16 protein-coding genes and 1 pseudogene are annotated in these 18,339 nt (G+C 60.2%); 6 read left to right on the top strand and 11 right to left on the bottom strand.

Annotation, left to right across the window (positions count from 1 at the left end; all coding sequences use genetic code 11):
* Positions 1-8: 8 nt before the first annotated feature.
* Positions 9-1,058, top strand: a complete 1,050-nt coding sequence (locus AB4N64_RS18725) for an alkene reductase (RefSeq protein ID WP_460117365.1) — start codon at positions 9-11, stop codon at positions 1,056-1,058.
* Positions 1,059-1,353: 295 nt separating this feature from the next.
* Here AB4N64_RS18725 and emhR read toward each other — a convergent pair whose 3' ends face one another.
* Entirely contained in the window at positions 1,354-1,986 is a 633-nt protein-coding gene (gene emhR / locus AB4N64_RS18730) for an efflux system transcriptional repressor EmhR (protein WP_460117366.1), read from the bottom strand.
* Positions 1,987-2,251: 265 nt separating this feature from the next.
* Here emhR and emhA point away from each other — a divergent pair, with 265 nt between their 5' ends.
* Genes emhA through emhC form a run of 3 tightly spaced genes read left to right on the top strand, consistent with a single transcriptional unit; the run spans position 2,252 to position 8,034 of the window.
* Positions 2,252-3,409 (top strand): efflux RND transporter periplasmic adaptor subunit EmhA, encoded by a 1,158-nt coding sequence (emhA, locus tag AB4N64_RS18735; protein ID WP_460117367.1) that lies wholly within the window; start codon positions 2,252-2,254, stop codon positions 3,407-3,409.
* Positions 3,410-3,412: 3 nt separating this feature from the next.
* Entirely contained in the window at positions 3,413-6,577 is a 3,165-nt protein-coding gene (gene emhB, locus AB4N64_RS18740) for an efflux RND transporter permease subunit EmhB (RefSeq protein ID WP_460117368.1), read from the top strand.
* Positions 6,574-8,034 carry an efflux RND transporter outer membrane subunit EmhC gene (gene emhC, locus AB4N64_RS18745; protein WP_460117369.1) on the top strand — a complete coding sequence of 487 codons (1,461 nt, stop codon included), beginning with the start codon at positions 6,574-6,576 and terminating at the stop codon, positions 8,032-8,034. Before emhB ends, emhC begins: the two co-directional genes overlap by 4 nt.
* A 130-nt stretch (positions 8,035-8,164) precedes the next feature.
* Here emhC and pcaD read toward each other — a convergent pair whose 3' ends face one another.
* The 7 genes and pseudogenes from pcaD to pcaR form a co-directional block, all read right to left on the bottom strand.
* Positions 8,165-8,956, bottom strand: coding sequence for a 3-oxoadipate enol-lactonase (gene pcaD / locus AB4N64_RS18750; protein WP_460117370.1), 792 nt, complete (start codon positions 8,954-8,956; stop codon positions 8,165-8,167).
* Positions 8,957-8,967: 11 nt separating this feature from the next.
* Positions 8,968-9,054: pseudogene (locus AB4N64_RS18755) on the bottom strand (hypothetical protein); the annotation flags it as partial.
* 69 nt (positions 9,055-9,123) lie between these two features.
* The gene (locus AB4N64_RS18760) at positions 9,124-10,428 is read right to left on the bottom strand and encodes an MFS family transporter (RefSeq protein ID WP_460117371.1); all 1,305 of its coding nucleotides are present in this window, start codon (positions 10,426-10,428) and stop codon (positions 9,124-9,126) included.
* A gap of 115 nt (positions 10,429-10,543) precedes the next feature.
* Entirely contained in the window at positions 10,544-11,749 is a 1,206-nt protein-coding gene (gene pcaF, locus AB4N64_RS18765; RefSeq protein WP_460126802.1) for a 3-oxoadipyl-CoA thiolase, read from the bottom strand.
* A complete protein-coding gene (locus tag AB4N64_RS18770) occupies positions 11,746-12,525 on the bottom strand; it encodes a CoA-transferase subunit beta (protein WP_460117372.1) in 780 nt (259 codons plus the stop codon). The genes pcaF and AB4N64_RS18770 overlap by 4 nt, the downstream gene beginning before the upstream one ends.
* Positions 12,525-13,382, bottom strand: a complete 858-nt coding sequence (locus AB4N64_RS18775; protein WP_460117373.1) for a CoA transferase subunit A — start codon at positions 13,380-13,382, stop codon at positions 12,525-12,527. The genes AB4N64_RS18770 and AB4N64_RS18775 overlap by 1 nt, the downstream gene beginning before the upstream one ends.
* Positions 13,383-13,600: 218 nt before the next feature.
* A complete protein-coding gene (pcaR, locus tag AB4N64_RS18780) occupies positions 13,601-14,443 on the bottom strand; it encodes a pca regulon transcriptional regulator PcaR (RefSeq protein ID WP_368557436.1) in 843 nt (280 codons plus the stop codon).
* A 670-nt stretch (positions 14,444-15,113) separates the two neighbouring features.
* Between pcaR and AB4N64_RS18785 the strand changes: the two genes are divergently transcribed.
* Together AB4N64_RS18785 and AB4N64_RS18790 are read left to right on the top strand one after the other, a co-directional pair.
* Positions 15,114-15,314 (top strand): hypothetical protein, encoded by a 201-nt coding sequence (locus tag AB4N64_RS18785; protein WP_460117374.1) that lies wholly within the window; start codon positions 15,114-15,116, stop codon positions 15,312-15,314.
* Between the two features lie 375 nt (positions 15,315-15,689).
* On the top strand, positions 15,690-17,165 hold the full coding sequence (locus AB4N64_RS18790) for an inorganic phosphate transporter (protein ID WP_460117375.1): 1,476 nt from the start codon (positions 15,690-15,692) through the stop codon (positions 17,163-17,165).
* Positions 17,166-17,432: 267 nt separating this feature from the next.
* Here AB4N64_RS18790 and ccoM read toward each other — a convergent pair whose 3' ends face one another.
* The 3 genes from ccoM to AB4N64_RS18805 all read right to left on the bottom strand — a co-directional run bounded on the left by ccoM (position 17,433) and on the right by AB4N64_RS18805 (position 18,316).
* The gene (gene ccoM / locus AB4N64_RS18795) at positions 17,433-17,549 is read right to left on the bottom strand and encodes a cytochrome c oxidase subunit CcoM (protein WP_460117376.1); all 117 of its coding nucleotides are present in this window, start codon (positions 17,547-17,549) and stop codon (positions 17,433-17,435) included.
* 142 nt (positions 17,550-17,691) lie between these two features.
* Positions 17,692-17,856, bottom strand: coding sequence for a hypothetical protein (locus AB4N64_RS18800; protein WP_460117377.1), 165 nt, complete (start codon positions 17,854-17,856; stop codon positions 17,692-17,694).
* A gap of 118 nt (positions 17,857-17,974) precedes the next feature.
* On the bottom strand, positions 17,975-18,316 hold the full coding sequence (locus tag AB4N64_RS18805) for an aspartate-semialdehyde dehydrogenase (RefSeq protein ID WP_460117378.1): 342 nt from the start codon (positions 18,314-18,316) through the stop codon (positions 17,975-17,977).
* Positions 18,317-18,339: the final 23 nt, after the last annotated feature.

Below are 18,339 nucleotides of genomic sequence, written 5' to 3' on the forward strand. Positions count from 1 at the left end.
ATTTTCAAATGACGACTCTTTTCGATCCAATCAAACTCGGCGACGTCGAGTTGTCCAACCGCATCATCATGGCGCCGCTGACCCGCTGCCGCGCCGACGAAGGTCGCGTGCCCAACGCGCTGATGGCCGAGTACTACGTGCAACGTGCTTCGGCGGGCCTGATCCTCAGCGAAGCCACCTCGGTCACCCCGATGGGCGTCGGCTACCCGGACACCCCGGGTATCTGGTCCAACGACCAGGTGCGTGGCTGGACCAACATCACCAAGGCGATCCACGGCGCAGGCGGCAAGATCTTCCTGCAACTGTGGCACGTCGGCCGGGTATCCCACCCGTCATACCTGAACGGTGAAGCGCCGGTTGCGCCAAGCGCCATCCAGCCAAAGGGCCACGTCAGCCTGGTGCGTCCAATGGCCGACTATCCAACCCCTCGCGCCCTGGAAACCGATGAAATCGCCGAGATCATCGAGGCCTATCGCACTGGGGCGGAAAACGCCAAGGCCGCCGGCTTCGACGGCGTGGAAATCCACGGCGCCAACGGCTACCTGCTCGACCAGTTCCTGCAAAGCAGCACCAACCAGCGCACCGACCAATACGGCGGTTCCCTGGAAAACCGTGCCCGCCTGTTGCTCGAAGTCACGGACGCCGCGATCGACGTCTGGGGCGCGGGCCGTGTCGGTGTGCACCTGGCGCCACGCGCCGACTCTCACGACATGGGCGACGACAACCTGGCGGAAACCTTCACCTACGTGGCTCGCGAGCTGGGCAAGCGTGGCATCGCGTTCATCTGCTCCCGTGAGCAGGAAGGTGCCGACAGCCTTGGCCCGACCCTCAAGGAAGCGTTCGGCGGTCCTTATATCGCCAACGAACGCTTCACCAAGGACAGCGCCAACGCCTGGCTGGCGAGCGGCAAAGCCGACGCGGTGGCCTTTGGCATCCCGTTCATCGCCAACCCGGACCTGCCGGCGCGCCTGAAGGCCGATGCGGCGCTCAACGAACCGCGCCCAGAGTCGTTCTACGGCAAAGGGCCGGTGGGTTACATCGACTACCCGACGTTGTAAGGCAGAACCCGTAACGCAAAAAGCCCCGACTCGAAAGAGCCGGGGCTTTTTTAATTGTTTGAAGCTGTGCCCTCCCCTGTAGGAGCGAGCATGCTCGCGATGGTAGCTCGGACACCGCGGGGCATCATGATACCAGCGTCATCGTTGACGACCATCGCGAGCATGCTCGCTACTACAGGGGATGCGTAGTGCGGGGCGCGGCAAAGCGACACAAATTTCCAACAAAATACGCCGCTTACCGGCTGTCAACATGGCCATCGGCCGTATATAACAGCACCCCATCACGAATTTTGTTTCATTTGCGCAGGCTGGGGCTCAGGCGCAGCATGTCCAGCCCGGTGTCGACCCAACGCTCGGCCTCGGTGTGCAGTTGAAAACTGTCGGGCGCCAATAACCATTGATACAGGATGCCATCAATGAACGCATGCAGGCTGATCGCGGCACGCACGGTGTCGAGGTCCTGCGGCAGTTGCCCGCGATTCACAGCATTTCGCAGCGCCAGGCCGATGCGTACATTGCATTCGAGGCAGGCGTCCACCCGCTGCTGGCGCAGGTCGCACATTTCATCGGTGAACTCGCACTTATGAAACAAAATCTCATTGATGCGCCGGGTTTTCGGGTCCAGCGCAACTTGATGAAACAAATGAATCAGCAGCTTGCGCATGCAGCCCAGAGGGTCGGGTTCATCTTCGTTTTCGCTGGCTTTGGCCATTTCATCCAGCGGCTCATGCAGCGTATCGAGCATGGCCTGCACGAGGTCCGCCTTGTTACTGAAATGCCAGTAAATGGCGCCGCGCGTCACGCCGGCCAGGGTCGCAATGTCGGCCAGTGTGGTGCGCGCAACGCCCCGCTCGTAAAAGGCTTTCTCGGCCGCTTCGAGTATCTGGCTACGGGTTTCCTGAGCTTCCTCTTTGGTACGACGGACCATGGCAGTACAACCTCAATCAGGGTGCTTCAGCAGTGCTTGAACAGGCGCTGAATAAATAGGGGCGAGCGCTCTTGGGCGTCGTCCCCGACCTACAAATTCGAGCTTTGAAACAGCTTTTGTAAGGGCTAGGATACGCACCAAAGGTATTTACAAACAACCATGAACGTAAGTATATTTCTTAGCAAGCTACTTATCCACTCAGCGCCGATTTTTTTACCTTTCACATTTCCTGTGCGCAATTTGCGCGCCTGACCCGAGGATTTTCATGCAATTCAAGCCAGCTGTTACCGCTCTGGTCGCCGCCGTCGCCCTTGCATCGCTGCTCAGCGGTTGTAAAAAGGAAGAGGCGGCGCCCGCCGCTCCACCGCCTCAGGTCGGCGTCGTCACCCTGCAACCTCAAGCCTTCACCCTGACCTCGGATTTGCCGGGACGCACGAGCGCCTACCGCATCGCCGAAGTTCGCCCACAGGTCAACGGCATCATTCTCAAGCGCCTGTTCAAGGAAGGCGGCGACGTCAAGGTTGGCCAGCAGCTGTATCAGATCGACCCGGCTGTGTATGAGGCGACGCTCAAAAGCGCCGAAGCCAACCTGCAACAGACCAAATCGATCTCTGATCGCTACAAGCAACTGGTCAACGAACAGGCCGTCAGCCGCCAGGAATACGACACCGCCCTGGCCAATCGCCTGCAATCGGAAGCCGCCTTGCAAAGCGCGCAGATCAATGTGCGCTACACCAAGGTCTATGCGCCTATCACCGGCCGTATCGGCCGCTCCAGCGTGACCGAAGGCGCGTTGGTCACCAGCGGTCAGACCGATGCGATGGCGGTGATCCAGCAACTGGACCCGATCTACGTCGACGTCACCCAGTCCTCGGTGGAATTGCTGAAGCTGCGCAGCGACCTGGAAAGCGGTCGCCTGCAGAAATCCGGGGACAACGCAGCGGCGGTCAAGCTCACTCTCGAGGATGGCAGCCAGTACAAACTGGACGGCAAGCTCGAGTTCTCCGAAGTCTCGGTTGACCAGACCACCGGTTCCGTGACCCTGCGCGCCGTATTCCCGAACCCGGATCACACGCTGTTGCCAGGCATGTTTGTCCATGCGCAGCTGCAAGCCGGCGTGAACAGCGCGGCGATCCTGGCGCCGCAGCAAGGCGTGACCCGTGACCTCAAGGGCAGCCCGACCGCGATGGTCGTCGGCGCCGACAACAAGGTCGAACTGCGTCAGCTCAAGGCCAGCCGAACCGTCGGCAGCCAGTGGCTGATCGAAGACGGTCTTAAAGCCGGCGATCGTCTGATCACCGAAGGTCTGCAATACGTCAAACCTGGCATTGAAGTCAAAGCCAGCGAAGCGACCAACGTCGGCGCGAAGAACCCGGCCCCCGCTCAGGCAGCTGACAAGGCTTCCAGCGGCAAAGGGGAGTAAACCATGTCGAAATTTTTTATCGACCGTCCGATTTTCGCCTGGGTCATTGCCCTGGTGATCATGCTGGTCGGGGCTCTATCGATCCTCAAGTTGCCGATCAACCAATACCCGAGCATTGCGCCTCCGGCGATCGCCATTTCCGTGACCTACCCGGGTGCCTCCGCGCAAACCGTGCAGGACACCGTGGTGCAGGTCATCGAGCAACAGCTCAACGGTATCGACAACCTGCGTTATGTGTCTTCGGAAAGTAACTCCGACGGCACCATGACCATCACCGCGACCTTCGAGCAAGGCACCAACTCCGATACCGCGCAGGTCCAGGTCCAGAACAAGCTGAACCTCGCCACCCCGTTGCTGCCGCAAGAAGTGCAGCAGCAGGGTATCCGCGTCACCAAGGCCGTGAAGAACTTCCTGTTGGTGATCGGCGTGGTCTCCCGCGACGGCAGCATGACCAAGGACGACCTGTCCAACTACATCGTGTCCAACATGCAGGACCCGATCTCCCGGACCGCCGGTGTCGGTGACTTCCAGGTGTTCGGTTCGCAGTACGCCATGCGCATCTGGCTCGATCCGGCCAAGTTGAACAAATTCAACCTGACCCCGGTCGACGTGAAGACCGCCATCGCCGCGCAAAACGTCCAGGTGTCTTCCGGCCAACTCGGCGGCTTGCCTGCCCTGCCCGGCACCCAGTTGAACGCGACGATCATCGGCAAGACCCGTCTGCAGACCGCAGAGCAGTTCGACAAGATCCTGCTCAAAGTCAACAAGGACGGCTCGCAGGTACGCCTCAAGGACGTCGCGGACGTCGGTCTGGGTGGCGAGAACTACAGCATCAACGCCCAGTTCAACGGCGCGCCGGCTTCCGGCCTGGCGGTAAAACTGGCCAACGGTGCCAACGCCCTCGACACGGCAAAAGCCCTGCGTACCACCATCGATAACCTCAAGCCCTTCTTCCCGCAAGGGATGGAAGTGGTGTTCCCGTACGACACCACGCCCGTGGTGACCGCCTCGATCGAGAGCGTGGTTGAAACCCTGGTCGAAGCCGTCGTGCTGGTGTTCCTGGTGATGTTCCTGTTCCTGCAGAACTTCCGCGCCACGGTCATCACCACAATGACCGTGCCGGTGGTATTGCTGGGTACGTTCGGCATCCTCGCCGCAGCCGGTTTCAGCATCAACACCCTGACCATGTTCGGCATGGTGCTGGCCATCGGCTTGCTGGTGGACGACGCCATCGTCGTGGTGGAAAACGTCGAGCGGGTGATGAGCGAAGAAGGCCTGTCACCCAAGGAAGCCACGAAAAAATCCATGGGTCAGATTCAGGGCGCCCTGGTCGGTATTGCCATGGTGCTCTCGGCGGTACTGCTGCCGATGGCATTCTTCGGTGGTTCCACCGGTGTGATCTACAAGCAGTTCTCCATCACCATCGTCTCGGCCATGGCCCTGTCGGTGCTGGTTGCCCTGATCTTCACCCCGGCCCTGTGCGCGACCATGCTCAAGCCGGTTGCCAAAGGTGATCACGGCACGTCCAAGCGCGGCTTCTTCGGCTGGTTCAACCGCAACTTCGACCGCAGCGTGAACAGCTACGAGCGTGGCGTCGGCAACATCCTGCGTCACAAGGCGCCCTACCTGCTGGCCTACGTAATCATCGTCATCGGTATGATCTGGCTGTTCATGCGCATTCCTTCCTCGTTCCTCCCCGAGGAAGACCAGGGCGTACTGTTTGCCCAGGTGCAGACACCGGCAGGTTCCACTGCCCAGCGCACACAAGTGGTCGTGGACCAGATGCGTGAGTACCTGCTGCGACCAGGCAAGGATGGTGGTGAAGGTGATGCCGTGAACTCGGTGTTTACCGTGACCGGCTTCAACTTCGCCGGCCGTGGCCAGAGCTCCGGCATGGCATTTATCATGCTCAAGCCATGGGGTGATCGTAACGCCGACAACAGCGTGTTCAAGGTGGCAGCCCGTGCCCAACAGCACTTCTTCACCTTCCGTGACGCCATGGTGTTCGCCTTCGCACCGCCTGCGGTATTGGAGCTGGGTAACGCCACCGGTTTCGACGTGTTCCTGCAGGACCGTGCCGGTCTGGGTCACCAGAAACTGATGGAAGCACGCAATCAGTTCCTGGGCATGGCGGCCCAGAGCAAGGTGCTGACGCAAGTGCGTCCGAACGGTTTGAACGACGAACCGCAATACCAGTTGGAAATCGATGACGAGAAGGCCAGTGCCCTGGGCATTACCATCGCCGACATCAATAGCACTCTGTCGATTGCCCTGGGCAGTAGCTACGTCAACGACTTCATCGACCGCGGTCGGGTGAAGAAAGTGTACGTACAAGGCCAGCCGGACTCGCGCATGAGCCCTGAAGACCTGCAGAAGTGGTACGTGCGCAACAGCGCCGGAACCATGGTGCCGTTCTCGGCGTTCGCCAAGGGTGAGTGGATCTACGGTTCGCCGAAGCTGTCGCGCTACAACGGTGTGGAAGCGGTCGAAATCCTCGGCGCCCCGGCACCGGGTTATTCCACCGGTGAAGCCATGGCAGAAGTCGAAGCCATTGCCAAGAAACTGCCAGCGGGCGTGGGCATTTCCTGGACCGGTCTGTCGTATGAAGAACGCCTGGCAGGTTCCCAGGCACCGGCGCTGTTCGCCCTGTCGTTGCTGATGGTGTTCCTGTGTCTGGCGGCGTTGTACGAAAGCTGGTCGATCCCGATTGCGGTGGTGCTCGTGGTACCGCTGGGGATTATCGGTGCCCTGTTGGCCACCAGCTTGCGCGGGTTGTCCAATGATGTGTACTTCCTGGTGGGCCTGTTGACGACCATCGGTCTGGCGGCGAAAAACGCCATCCTGATTGTCGAATTCGCCAAGGAACTGCATGAGCAGGGCCGCAGCCTCGCCGATGCGGCGATCGAAGCCTGCCGCATGCGGCTGCGCCCGATCATCATGACCTCGCTGGCGTTTATCCTCGGCGTTGTACCGCTGGCGATTTCCACGGGTGCGGGCTCCGGCAGCCAACATGCAATCGGTACTGTGGTAATTGGCGGTATGATCACCGCCACCGTACTCGCGATCTTCTGGGTCCCGTTGTTCTTCGTCGCCGTATCGTCCATTGGCCAGCGCAAGATCGCCGACCAGGACGCTGCATTCGAATCTTCCAAAGAGGCTGGCCAATGAGCAAGTCGCTACTCTCCATCGCAGTCGCCGCCTTCGTGCTGAGCGGCTGCTCGCTGATCCCTGACTACCAGCAGCCACAAGCGCCGGTTGAGGCTCAGTACCCGCAAGGTCCGGCGTACTCGCCGGCCCAGGCGCCTGCCCAGGCAGCTGCGGAGCAAGGCTGGAAGCAGTTTTTCCATGACCCGGCCCTGCAACAGTTGATTCAGGTTGCCCTGGAAAACAACCGCGACCTGCGCGTCGCGGCACTGAACATCGATGCGTTCGCCGCGCAGTACCGCATCCAGCGTGCCGACCTGTACCCGGCCGTTTCCGCCAACGCCACCGGCAGCCGTCAGCGGGTTCCGGCGGACGCATCGCAGACCGGTCAGGCGGGGATCACCAGTTCCTACTCCGCCACCGTCGGCATCAGCGCCTATGAACTTGACCTGTTCGGTCGGGTTCGCAGCCTGAGCGAACAAGCCTTGCAACAGTACTTCGCTACCGAAGAAGGCCGTCGCAGCACGCAAATCAGCCTGGTGGCCAGTGTGGCGAATGCCTACCTGACCTGGCAGGCCGATAAAGAACTGCGCAAGCTGACTCAGGACACCCTGGGTGCGTTCGAGGAGAGCTACAAGCTCACCTCGCGCAGCAACGAAGTGGGCGTCGCCTCGGCGCTGGACCTGGCGCAGTCGCGCACCTCGGTGGAAAACGCCCGTGCGCAACTGGCCCGTTACACTCGCCAGGTCGCCCAGGATGAAAACAGCCTGGTGCTGCTGCTCGGCACGTCCATTCCGGCCAATCTGCGAGAAGGCAAGCCGCTGTCTGACGATCTGCTGAGCGACGTACCGCCTGGTTTGCCGTCGGACCTGCTGCAACGTCGTCCGGACATCCTGCAAGCCGAGTACAACCTGAAAGCGGCCAACGCCAATATCGGCGCGGCACGCGCAGCGTTCTTCCCGAGCATCAGCCTGACCGCCAATGCCGGGACCCTGAGCCCGGACCTGTCGGGCCTGTTCAAGGGCGGCTCGGGCACCTGGCTGTTCCAGCCGCAGATCAACCTGCCGATCTTCAACGCCGGCAGCCTGCGCGCCAGCCTGGATTACTCGAAGATCCAGAAAGACATCGGCGTGGCGAACTACGAGAAGTCCATTCAAACGGCCTTCCAGGAAGTCGCTGATGGCCTGGCCGCCCGCCAGACCTACACCGAGCAGTTGCAGGCACAACGTGATTTCGTCACCGCCAACCAGGATTACTACCGCCTGGCCGAGCGTCGTTATCGCATTGGCGTCGACAGCAACCTGACCTTCCTCGATGCCCAGCGTCAGCTGTTCAGCGCCGAACAGGCGTTGATCACCGATCGTCTGGCGCAACTGACCAGTGCCGTGAACCTGTACAAGGCACTGGGCGGTGGCTGGAACGAGCAGACGGCGAAGGTTGAGCCGTTGAAGGAAGAAGCGCCGAAGATGCGGTTGTTCTGATAGACCGCTGAGATGCATGAAGCCCACCGTTTGGTGGGCTTTTTGTTGTCCGTGGGAAAGTCTTTATGGGGTAGCGCCGGGCTCATCCCGCGATTCAACCCCACGTTGTTTTTAGCCTACAAATCGCCCCTCAACGGGCCGTCAAGAACGCCATGACCCGCTCGCTGAACGCGTCACCGGCCTGAACGTTGGACAAGTGCGCCGCGTGGAACTCGGCGTATTCGGCACCTGGGACATGCTCCTCGATAAAATGCCCACCGGACGGCGGAGTTACCGCATCCTCAGTGCCCGCGATGACCAACAGCGGCGACTTGATCGAGGCCAGTTGCTCACGGAAATCGGCATCGCGCACCGCTGCGCAATTGGCGGCATAACCTGGCGGCGACGTGGCGGCAAGCATGTCGGTGATTTTTTTCGCCGTCGCCGGGTGGGCCTCGGCAAAGTCCGGGGTGAACCAGCGCGCAATCGATGCATCGCGCAAGGCGACCATGGCGGCCGCACCGTCGCGCAGTACGGTATCGATTCGCGGGTTCCAGATCGATGGATCGCCGATCTTCGCCGCCGTATTGCACACCACCAGTTTGTTCAAGCGATGGCCGGCATTGATGCCCAGCCACTGACCGATCAGGCCGCCCATCGACAGCCCGCAGAAATGCGCTCTTTCGATGTGCAAGGCATCCAGCAGGGCCAGCACGTCAGCCCCCAGCTGTTCGATGCTGTACGGCCCCGGCGTCACCAGCGACTGGCCGTGGCCACGGGTGTCGAAGCGCAACACACGAAAGTGCTCGGTGAACGCGGCGATCTGCGCGTCCCACATGTGCAGGTCGGTGCCCAGCGAGTTGGACAGCACCAGCACCGGTGCATCCACTGGCCCATCGAGTTGGTAATGCAGTTCGCCATCGGCGAGTTGTACGAAAGCCACAGCAATCTCCTTCAGGCAGCAGAATGTTCGGCCACCGCGAGCTCGGCCCAGGCGCGCGCGTGGCCGAGGTAATGGGCAGGGTCCAGCAGGCATCGCAATTGATTGGCCGGTCGCTGGTTCATAGGCCGTTACTGAAAGCGTGGGCCTTGAAGGCCCACGCAGATGGATCAAAGGTCGTGATGCAGGTATTTCGCCTGCTTCGGCAGACGCAGGCTGAACAGGAATGCCACGGCCATCATCACCGTAACGTACCAGTAGAAGGAGTTTTCCATGCCACCGGCCTTCAGGCTCAGCGCCACGTATTCCGCCGAGCCGCCGAAGATCGCGTTGGCCACCGCGTACGCCAGGCCGACGCCCAGTGCGCGCACCTCTGGCGGAAACATCTCGGCTTTCACCAGCCCGCTGATCGATGTGTAGAAGCTGACGATGGCCAGCGCCAACGTGATCAACACAAAGGCCAGGAACGGGCTGCTGATGCTTTTCAGAGTCAACAGGATTGGCACGGTACACAGCGTACCCAGTGCGCCGAACCAGAGCATCGAGTTACGTCGGCCGATCTTGTCGGCGAGCATGCCGAAGAACGGCTGCATGCACATATAAAGGAACAGCGCACCGGTCATGATGTAACTGGCGGTCTTGGCGTGCATGCCGGCGGTGTTGACCAGGTACTTCTGCATGTAGGTGGTGAAGGTGTAGAAAATCAGCGAACCACCGGCGGTGTAGCCAAGCACGGTAATGAACGCCGCCTTGTGATCGCGGAACAGCGCCGCGATGCTGCCGGCATCCTTGTTCTCGCGCATTTCCTTGCTGGTGGTTTCTTTCAAGGAGCGGCGCAGGAACAGCGAGATCAAGGCCGCCAACGCACCGACCACGAACGGGATACGCCAGCCGTAGGCACGCAGTTCATCTTCGCTGAGGAACTGCTGCAGGATCACCACCACCAACACGGCCAGCAGTTGCCCGCCAATCAGCGTCACATACTGGAACGAAGCAAAGAAACCGCGCTGGCCCTTGAGCGCGACTTCGCTCATGTAGGTGGCCGTGGTGCCGTACTCGCCCCCCACCGACAACCCTTGGAGCAAACGGGCGAACAGCAGCAGGATCGGTGCCCATACGCCAATGCTGCTGTAGGTCGGCAGGCAGGCAATGAGCAGCGAGCCGAAGCACATCATCAGAATCGAAATCAGCATCGAATTCTTGCGACCATGCTTGTCAGCGACACGACCAAAAATCCAGCCGCCAATCGGGCGCATCAGGAAGCCGGCAGCGAACACGCCTGCGGTGTTCACCAGTTGCACGGTGGGGTTGTCCGAGGGGAAGAACGCCGGGGCAAAATAGATCGCGCAAAAGGCGTAGACGTAGAAATCGAACCATTCGACGAGATTGCCCGACGAAGCACCGACAATCGCAAAAATCCGTTTGCTGCGCTCTTCGCCGGTGTAGTGCTCAGTAGTCGCTGAGGGGATAGTCATTGTTTGTTCACTCTTTGGGGACATTGAAAGTCTAGACACACTTTGCAACACCCCCGTTCCTCAATTGGCCAGGCGATTAAAACCCTGTGTGAGCTGGCGTGCCCGATGCCGAGCGTCAGACGCGTTCGATGGCTAATGCCAAACCTTGGCCAACACCGACACACATGGTCGCCAGACCTTTCTTGCCACCGCTCTTTTCCAGTTGGTGCAGCGCCGTCAGCACCAGGCGCGCACCGCTCATGCCCAGCGGATGGCCCAGGGCAATGGCGCCACCGTTCGGGTTGACCTGGGGAGCGTCGTCGGCAATCCCCAGCTCACGCAGCACCGCCAGCCCCTGGCTGGCAAAGGCTTCATTGAGTTCGATCACGTCGAAATCGCTGACCGCCACCCCCAGGCGCTCGGTGAGTTTGCGCACCGCCGGCACCGGGCCGATGCCCATCACACGCGGCGCCACACCGGCGCTGGCCATGCCCAGCACTTTGGCGCGGGGTGTCAGGCCGTGTTTCTTCACGGCTTCGGCCGAGGCCAGGATCAACGCCGCCGCGCCGTCGTTAACGCCTGAAGCGTTACCGGCGGTGACTGTCTTGTCCGGGCCGTTGACCGGTTTCAGTTTGTTCAGCGCCTCCAGGGTGGTGTCGGCGCGCGGATGTTCGTCCTGGCTGACCACGGTCTCACCCTTCTTGTGGGCAATTCGTACTTCGACGATTTCTTCGGCGAAGTAACCTGCCGCCTGGGCGGCAGCGGTGCGTTGCTGGCTGCGCAAGGCGAACGCGTCCTGATCGGCGCGGGACACCTGATAATCGTCTGCCACATTGTCAGCGGTTTGCGGCATCGCATCGACACCGTACTGGGCTTTCATCAGGGGGTTGATGAAGCGCCAGCCGATGGTGGTGTCTTCCAGCTTCATGTTGCGCGAAAACGCCGCATCGGCCTTGCCCATCACGAACGGCGCGCGGGACATCGATTCGACGCCCCCGGCGATCGTCAACTCCATTTCGCCACTGGCGATGGCGCGGAAAGCCGTGCCGATCGCGTCCATGCCCGAAGCGCACAGGCGATTGAGGGTCACACCCGGAATGCTGTCCGGCAGGCCCGCCAGCAGCAGTGCCATGCGTGCCACGTTGCGGTTGTCTTCGCCGGCCTGGTTGGCGCAGCCGAGGAACACCTCGTCCACGGCGGTCCAGTCTACCGACGGGTTGCGTTCCATCAGGGCCTTGATCGGCACGGCAGCCAGGTCATCGGCGCGAACCGCCGCCAAGCCGCCGCCGAAACGGCCAATGGGGGTACGAATCGCGTCACAGATATAAACGTCGCGCATTATGCTTCTCCGGGTGCCTGGCCGTGGGCGGCTGCGGTGCGAGCCTCAAGATCACGCAGCGCCTGCAGCTCCACCGCGCTAGGTTCGACGTTGACCTCGACAGTGTCGGCGAAACGGATCGGCCAGCCGGTAGCGGCGCTCACTTGTTCGCGGGTCACGCCCGGGTGCAACGCGGTGACTACGAATTCGTTGGTCCCCTCCTCCGGTTCCATGATGCACAGGTCCGTGATAATGCCCACGGGACCTGCGCCCGGCAGGCCGAGGCGTTTGCGCGAATCACCGCCTTCGCCATGGCCAACGGAAGTGATGAAGTCCAGCTTGTCGACGAAGGAACGCGCCGACTGCTTGAGGATGATCAGCACACTCTTGGCGGAACCGGCGATTTCCGGCGCGCCACCGGCACCCGGCAAGCGTACTTTCGGCTGATGATAGTCGCCCACCACCGTGGTGTTGATGTTGCCGAAGCGGTCGACCTGCGCCGCGCCGAGAAAGCCGACGTCGATGCGCCCGCCCTGCAACCAATAGCGAAAAATCTCACCGGTCGGGACTACGGTGTCGGCGGTTTCCGCCAGCTCACCGTCACCGATAGACAGCGGCAACACGCTTGGCTTGGCGCCAATCGGTCCCGACTCGTAGATCAGGACCACGTCGGGCGAAGACGTCAGCCGTGCCAGGTTGGCCGCCTTGGAGGGCAGGCCGATGCCGACAAAGCACACCGAACCGTTCTTCAGGCGACGGGCAGCGGCGACGGTCATCATTTCATTGGTGGTGTAAGTCATTACTTCGCCTCCGAAGCAGCGGCCAGCTTGGCCTGGAACTCGCTGAAGTCAGCGCAGCCATGGATGTACTCGTTGATCCACGCGGTGAACGTTTCACGATCGCGGGCAATCGGGTCCCAGGCCTGATAGAAGCGGTTGTCGCGCTCGTTGTAGCCGTGGGCATAAGACGGATGAGCGCCACCGGGCACATGGCAGACAGCACTCAAGGCCCAGGTCGGCAAGACACAGGCGTTCATCGGCGCATTCAGGTCATCGACCAGTTCTTCCACGGTGACGATGCAGCGCTTGGCCGCCAAGGCCGCTTCCTTCTGCACGCCGAGGATGCCCCAGAGCAGCACGTTGCCTTTGCAGTCGGCTTTCTGCGCATGGATCACGGTGACGTCCGGCCGAACCGAAGGCACCGCCGCCAGCACTTCACCAGTGAACGGGCACGTCACGGACTTGATCAGCGGGTTGACCTTCGGCAGGTCGGAGCCGGCGTAGGCACGCAGCACCGCAAACGGCAGACCGGAAGCGCCAGCCACGTAGGCATTGGCCAGGTCGGCGTGGCTGTGTTCTTCGATTTCCAAAGCGTGTGGCCATTGCTTCTCGACGGCATCACGCAGACGGTGCAGGGAGCCAACGCCCGGGTTGCCGCCCCAGGAGAAAATCAGCTTGCGAGCGCAACCGGCGCCGATCAGTTGATCGTAGATCAGGTCAGGCGTCATCCGAACCAGTGTCAGGTCTTTCTTGCCTTGACGAATGATTTCATGACCGGCCGCCGTAGGGATCAGGTGAGTGAAGCCTTCGAGCGCGACGGTATCGCCGTCGTTGACGAATTGCTTCACCGCGTCGTGCAGCGAAAGGATTTCAGCCATGGGGGCAGGCTCCCGTTTTTGTTTGAACCGACAGTGGATGAACAAGGCGCGATGCGCGCGCCGGATGACTGAAGGTTAAGCCTGCCTAAAAAGCCAAACAATCCGATAATCGACTAAGTGTTCGTTTATCGAACAGATTGTTACCTTGCTACTGATCCTTTAAAAGCACCTCGGAACGCCGCCCGGCGCAGGCGACAGGACAAATGCGCTGAACCGACCTACGCAAATAACTGGGCGCTAAGGTTGCGGCTGGCCGCGAGCAGCCCCGGCAGAAAACGCTGTTCCAGCTCGCTTCGACTGACTCGTCCGGCATGCGTGCTGACGTTGAGTGCCGCCACCACTTGGCCGGAAGCGTCGTAAACCGGTACGGCGATGGAGCGCAGGCCCTGTTCCAGTTCCTGGTCGACGATGCACCAGCCTTGTTGCCTGACTTCTTGCAGGCATTCGAGCAATGCCTCGGGGGTGTGCAGGGTTCGACTGGTCTTGGCTTGCAGGTCAGCGTGGTCGAGGTATTCACGCAAGGAAGTGTCGTCCAGCGCTGCCAGGAGGATGCGGCCCATGGACGTGCAATAGGCCGGCAGGCGCCCGCCCACGGAAAGATCAACGGAAATCAGGCGCTGAGTCGTCGCCGACCGGGCGATGTATAAAATGTCATCACCTTCCAGCGTGGCCATGTTGCAGGCCTCGTGGAGTTGCTCGCTCATGCGGTCCAGGTAGGGCTGGGCCGACACCGCCAAGGGCGTCGAGGACAGATAGGCATGACCCAGGGTCAGCACCTTGGGCAACAGCGAATACGTGCGCCCGTCGGTGGTGGCGTAGCCGAGCTTGATCAGGGTGTGCAGGCAACGTCGCACGGCAGCGCGGGGAATTTCCGTACGGTGGCTGATCTGGGCAATGGTCAGGTGCCGTTTACGCTCCTGGAACGCTTGCACTACGGCCAGGCCACGGGCCAGGGACGTCATGAAGTCGGGATCGCCGGTCATGGCCTGAATCCGCTTGGCGGGCGACGCAACAATCGGCGGCGCTACGGAAGCGAAGGAGTTGCGCAGTTGATCATTCATATCGGGTCTTTTTCCCACGCGGCTCGGCGACGGCTATTACAAGCGGCTCGATGCCTCTCGCACAAGCCATCCCCCATTACGATTGGGCGATTATCGAACCGTCGCCCGATAATCGCAATCGACCTCAACGTGTGAACCGGGCGTGTCCAGCCGGATTTCGCCGTTCGCTTACATGCACTTGTTCGCCCTTGATAAGGGAATTAAAGCCCCTCATATAATGTCTGAAGTTAAACAGCTTAATGGCGTCAGAAAGACATCGCGGACATTGGACGCAAAGAGTTTCAAGTTATAAAGCCCATCACACATCAAGATCCATTTTTAACTCTTTGGCGATAGTGTTCTTCAAATCGGTCGCTATAATGCAGGTCAGTGGCGACTGGCTTTTCTGATTGGCCGGTTCCGCCACCGGTAACTCGATGTTCAATCGCCGTTACCCAAAGCAGTGCCTGACGCTCATTCGCGAATGTCCCGCCAGCGCGCTCGCTAATCAGGAAATTGATGCTACGTCAGCTGTTTTGCTCTGGTGCCGTGGCCGCCTGCAACATGGAAGTATTGATCGCCGTGCCTTGAAACAATGCCGACCCCGGCACTGATTTTTCACCGAGCGCGGTCGATACATTGGATGCAGCGCGATTTACCAGAATCCATCTCAACCCATACAGGTAGCACTGTGACGAAAGAAGAACTGCGCGCCGAATTAGAGCGCCAGGAACAACGTTACAAGGAAGTTTACGGCGGAGAAATCACCACTTACGCCGCTCAGCCCGAGCCAGAACGCAAACCATGGCGTAAACGCGCCACCGTTCAGGATCAAGCTTTTAACCAGGAACTGCAGAAGATGGAAAAGGAACTCAGACCCGAAGAGCCATAAGCCCTTCGGCCTGGGTCCTTTCGGGGCCTGCATTTGCAACCGTTGAAAGCGGCGTGCATTGATGTTGCCATTCGCGCCCGCTACGAGCGGGCAGCGGTCATCTCATCTATCTGGTGAGAAATTGGCTTACGTCTGGCCCCCTTCTCAGATATTTCATACAAGCCTTTACACCGCCCGCAACGGTGTGTGAAACCCCTGTTTTTGCGCGGTAATCCCGGAAATTCAAGAGCTTGAGCAACCCTGCAGACGCGCCAACCCCGGGGCAATGTGACAAAAAAAATCAATGAAGAATGTTACCGATGAGCAGCTAGTGCATCGATTACCCGTCTTTTCTGGCATAATCGCGCCCCCTTATGACCGGGTCAGAAAACCTTCATGATCGATTTATTCACCGGACTGGATGCTTGGGTGCTTGTGAGCCTCTTGCTCGCCCTCACCTTTGTCCTCGCGTTCGAGTTCATCAACGGCTTTCATGACACCGCTAACGCGGTTGCCACCGTTATCTACACCAAAGCCATGCCGCCACACCTGGCGGTGTTCTTTTCCGGTGTATTCAATTTCCTCGGTGTGCTGCTGGGCGGCGTCGGCGTGGCCTACGCCATCGTCCACCTGTTGCCGGTGGAGCTGCTGATCAACGTCAATACCGGTCACGGCCTGGCGATGGTGTTCTCGTTGCTGGCTGCCGCGATCGCCTGGAACCTGGGCACCTGGTACTTCGGTATCCCGGCCTCCAGTTCCCATACGCTGATCGGTTCGATCCTCGGTGTCGGCCTGGCCAACGCCCTGATCAACGACATCCCGCTGGCCGATGGCGTTAACTGGCAGAAAGCGATCGATATCGGTGCGTCCCTGGTGTTCTCGCCCATGGCCGGCTTTTTGGTCGCGGCCCTGATCCTCATCGGTCTGAAATGGTGGCGCCCGCTGTCCAAGATGCACAAGACGCCGGAACAGCGTCGCAAGCTCGACGACAAGAAGCATCCGCCATTCTGGAACCGCCTGGTCCTGGTGATTTCGGCCATGGCCGTGAGCTTCGTACACGGTTCCAACGATGGCCAGAAAGGCATCGGCCTGATCATGCTGGTGCTGATCGGTATCGTCCCGGCGCAATTCGTACTCGACCTGGGCAGCACCACCTACCAGATCGAACGGACTCGCGACGCCACCCTGCACCTGAGCCAGTTCTACAAGCGCAACGGCGATACCCTGGGTGAGTTCCTGGCCCTGGGCAAAAGCGTGGAAGGCGATCTGCCGGAGAAATTCCGTTGCAATCCGCAACAGACCGAACCGACCATCAACGCCCTGCTCGATACTCTCAAGGGTGTAGCGGATTACCACTCGTTGCCATCGGAAAGCCGTATCGAGGTACGTCGCTACCTGCTGTGCCTGGATGACACCGCCAAGAAAGTCAGCAAGCTACCAGGCCTGGCCCCGCGTGAAAAAGCGGACCTGGACAAACTGCGCAAGGACCTGACCGCCACCACCGAATACGCACCGTTCTGGGTGATCCTTGCGGTAGCACTGGCCCTGGGCCTGGGCACCATGGTTGGCTGGAAACGCGTGGTACTGACCATCGGCGAGAAGATCGGCAAGCAAGGCATGACCTACTCCCAGGGCATGTCGGCGCAGATCACCACCGCGAGCCTGATCGGTATGGCCAACATCTTCAGCCTGCCGGTGTCTACCACTCACGTGCTGTCCTCGGGCGTGGCTGGCACCATGGTCGCCAACAAGGCCGGCCTGCAAAGCGGCACGGTCAAGACCATCCTGCTCGCCTGGGTGCTGACCCTGCCAGCGACCGTAGGCTTGTCGGCCGGTCTGTTCTGGCTGGCGTCGAAGGCGCTGGCTAGCTGATAGATGCTGCAATGAAAAAGGCGCGTTCCGAGAGGTTCGCGCCTTTTTTGTTTCTACAGTGCGACACCGCACCTGTAGGAGCAGCCGGTCGACGCTCGATTGCTCGCGATAGCAGTGTGTCAGTCAGCCTATACGTCACTGATTAATCGCCATCGCGAGCAAGCTCGCTCCTACAGGGGGCAGCGCGAGCAGCAAATTTCTTAGGAAAAAAAAAGGGCAACCGAAGTTGCCCAAAATGCCTTGCGTGCTCATTGCATCAAGAAAGAACTACGGTTTTTTCCGCTTGTGTGCGTCTTTCCAGATAAAAAATCCAAACCCTGCAAAAAAACAGACCATGAGGCTGACAGTCAGCACCCCGGCGAACACCACGTTGTCGAAAAACATGACTGGCCTCCTGCGCTTGCCTTGTTGCGATGGGTCTAAGTTAACCAATCAGGCAGGGGAGGAAATTGACCGGGATCAATATCGCCCGAGGTTGGGCGCAAAGGAGGGAGGAAACTGACCTACATCAATAAATACGGGGGGATTAGCGCTTTTTCGGCTTGTTCTTCGGTTTCTTTTTGCCGGTTTTTCCCAACGGCATTGCCTGCTCGAATGCCTGGCGGACTTCATTCAGGCGTTTTTCGTTGAGATCGTGCACGCGCTTGGCACGTTCGGCATTCAGGTCGATCAACTTGTCGTCTTGGCTCATGGCGTTCAGCGCATCATGTGAAGTGTCGTTACGCCAATAATGCGTTCTGGCGAGGCCCATGGCCAGTGGTCTATTGCCCGAACTCGATACCGGATGCGAATTGGACGGCTACCACCGGCTAGACCTGGATATCGACCCACATGCCTTGACGCGGCTCGTCCTCGATCAACGGCTTGACCGGTACGGTGTTGTCAGCGTTGAGGTCGACCCCGGGGATCGCCAGGTGTTCCTCAGGAAATTCATCGGCTTCCTGGCGACGGCGCTGTTGCTCCTGCTTGCGGCGCTGTTCCTCGCGCAACTGATAAGCCGCTTCCTCAGGGTCTCGTTGCTGCAGGTCGATGGTACTTTCGTTGGAGCTTTCCTGCACCGGCACCACGGGTGGGATATCCGGTCGCTGGCGGATCGGGTCGTGCTGTGACGTAACCGGCACGGCACTCAAGGGAAGCATCGGTGGCAGCATGATTTTATTGTCTCCTGTCATCG

The sequence above is a fragment of the Pseudomonas sp. S2_C03 genome (assembly GCF_054668405.1).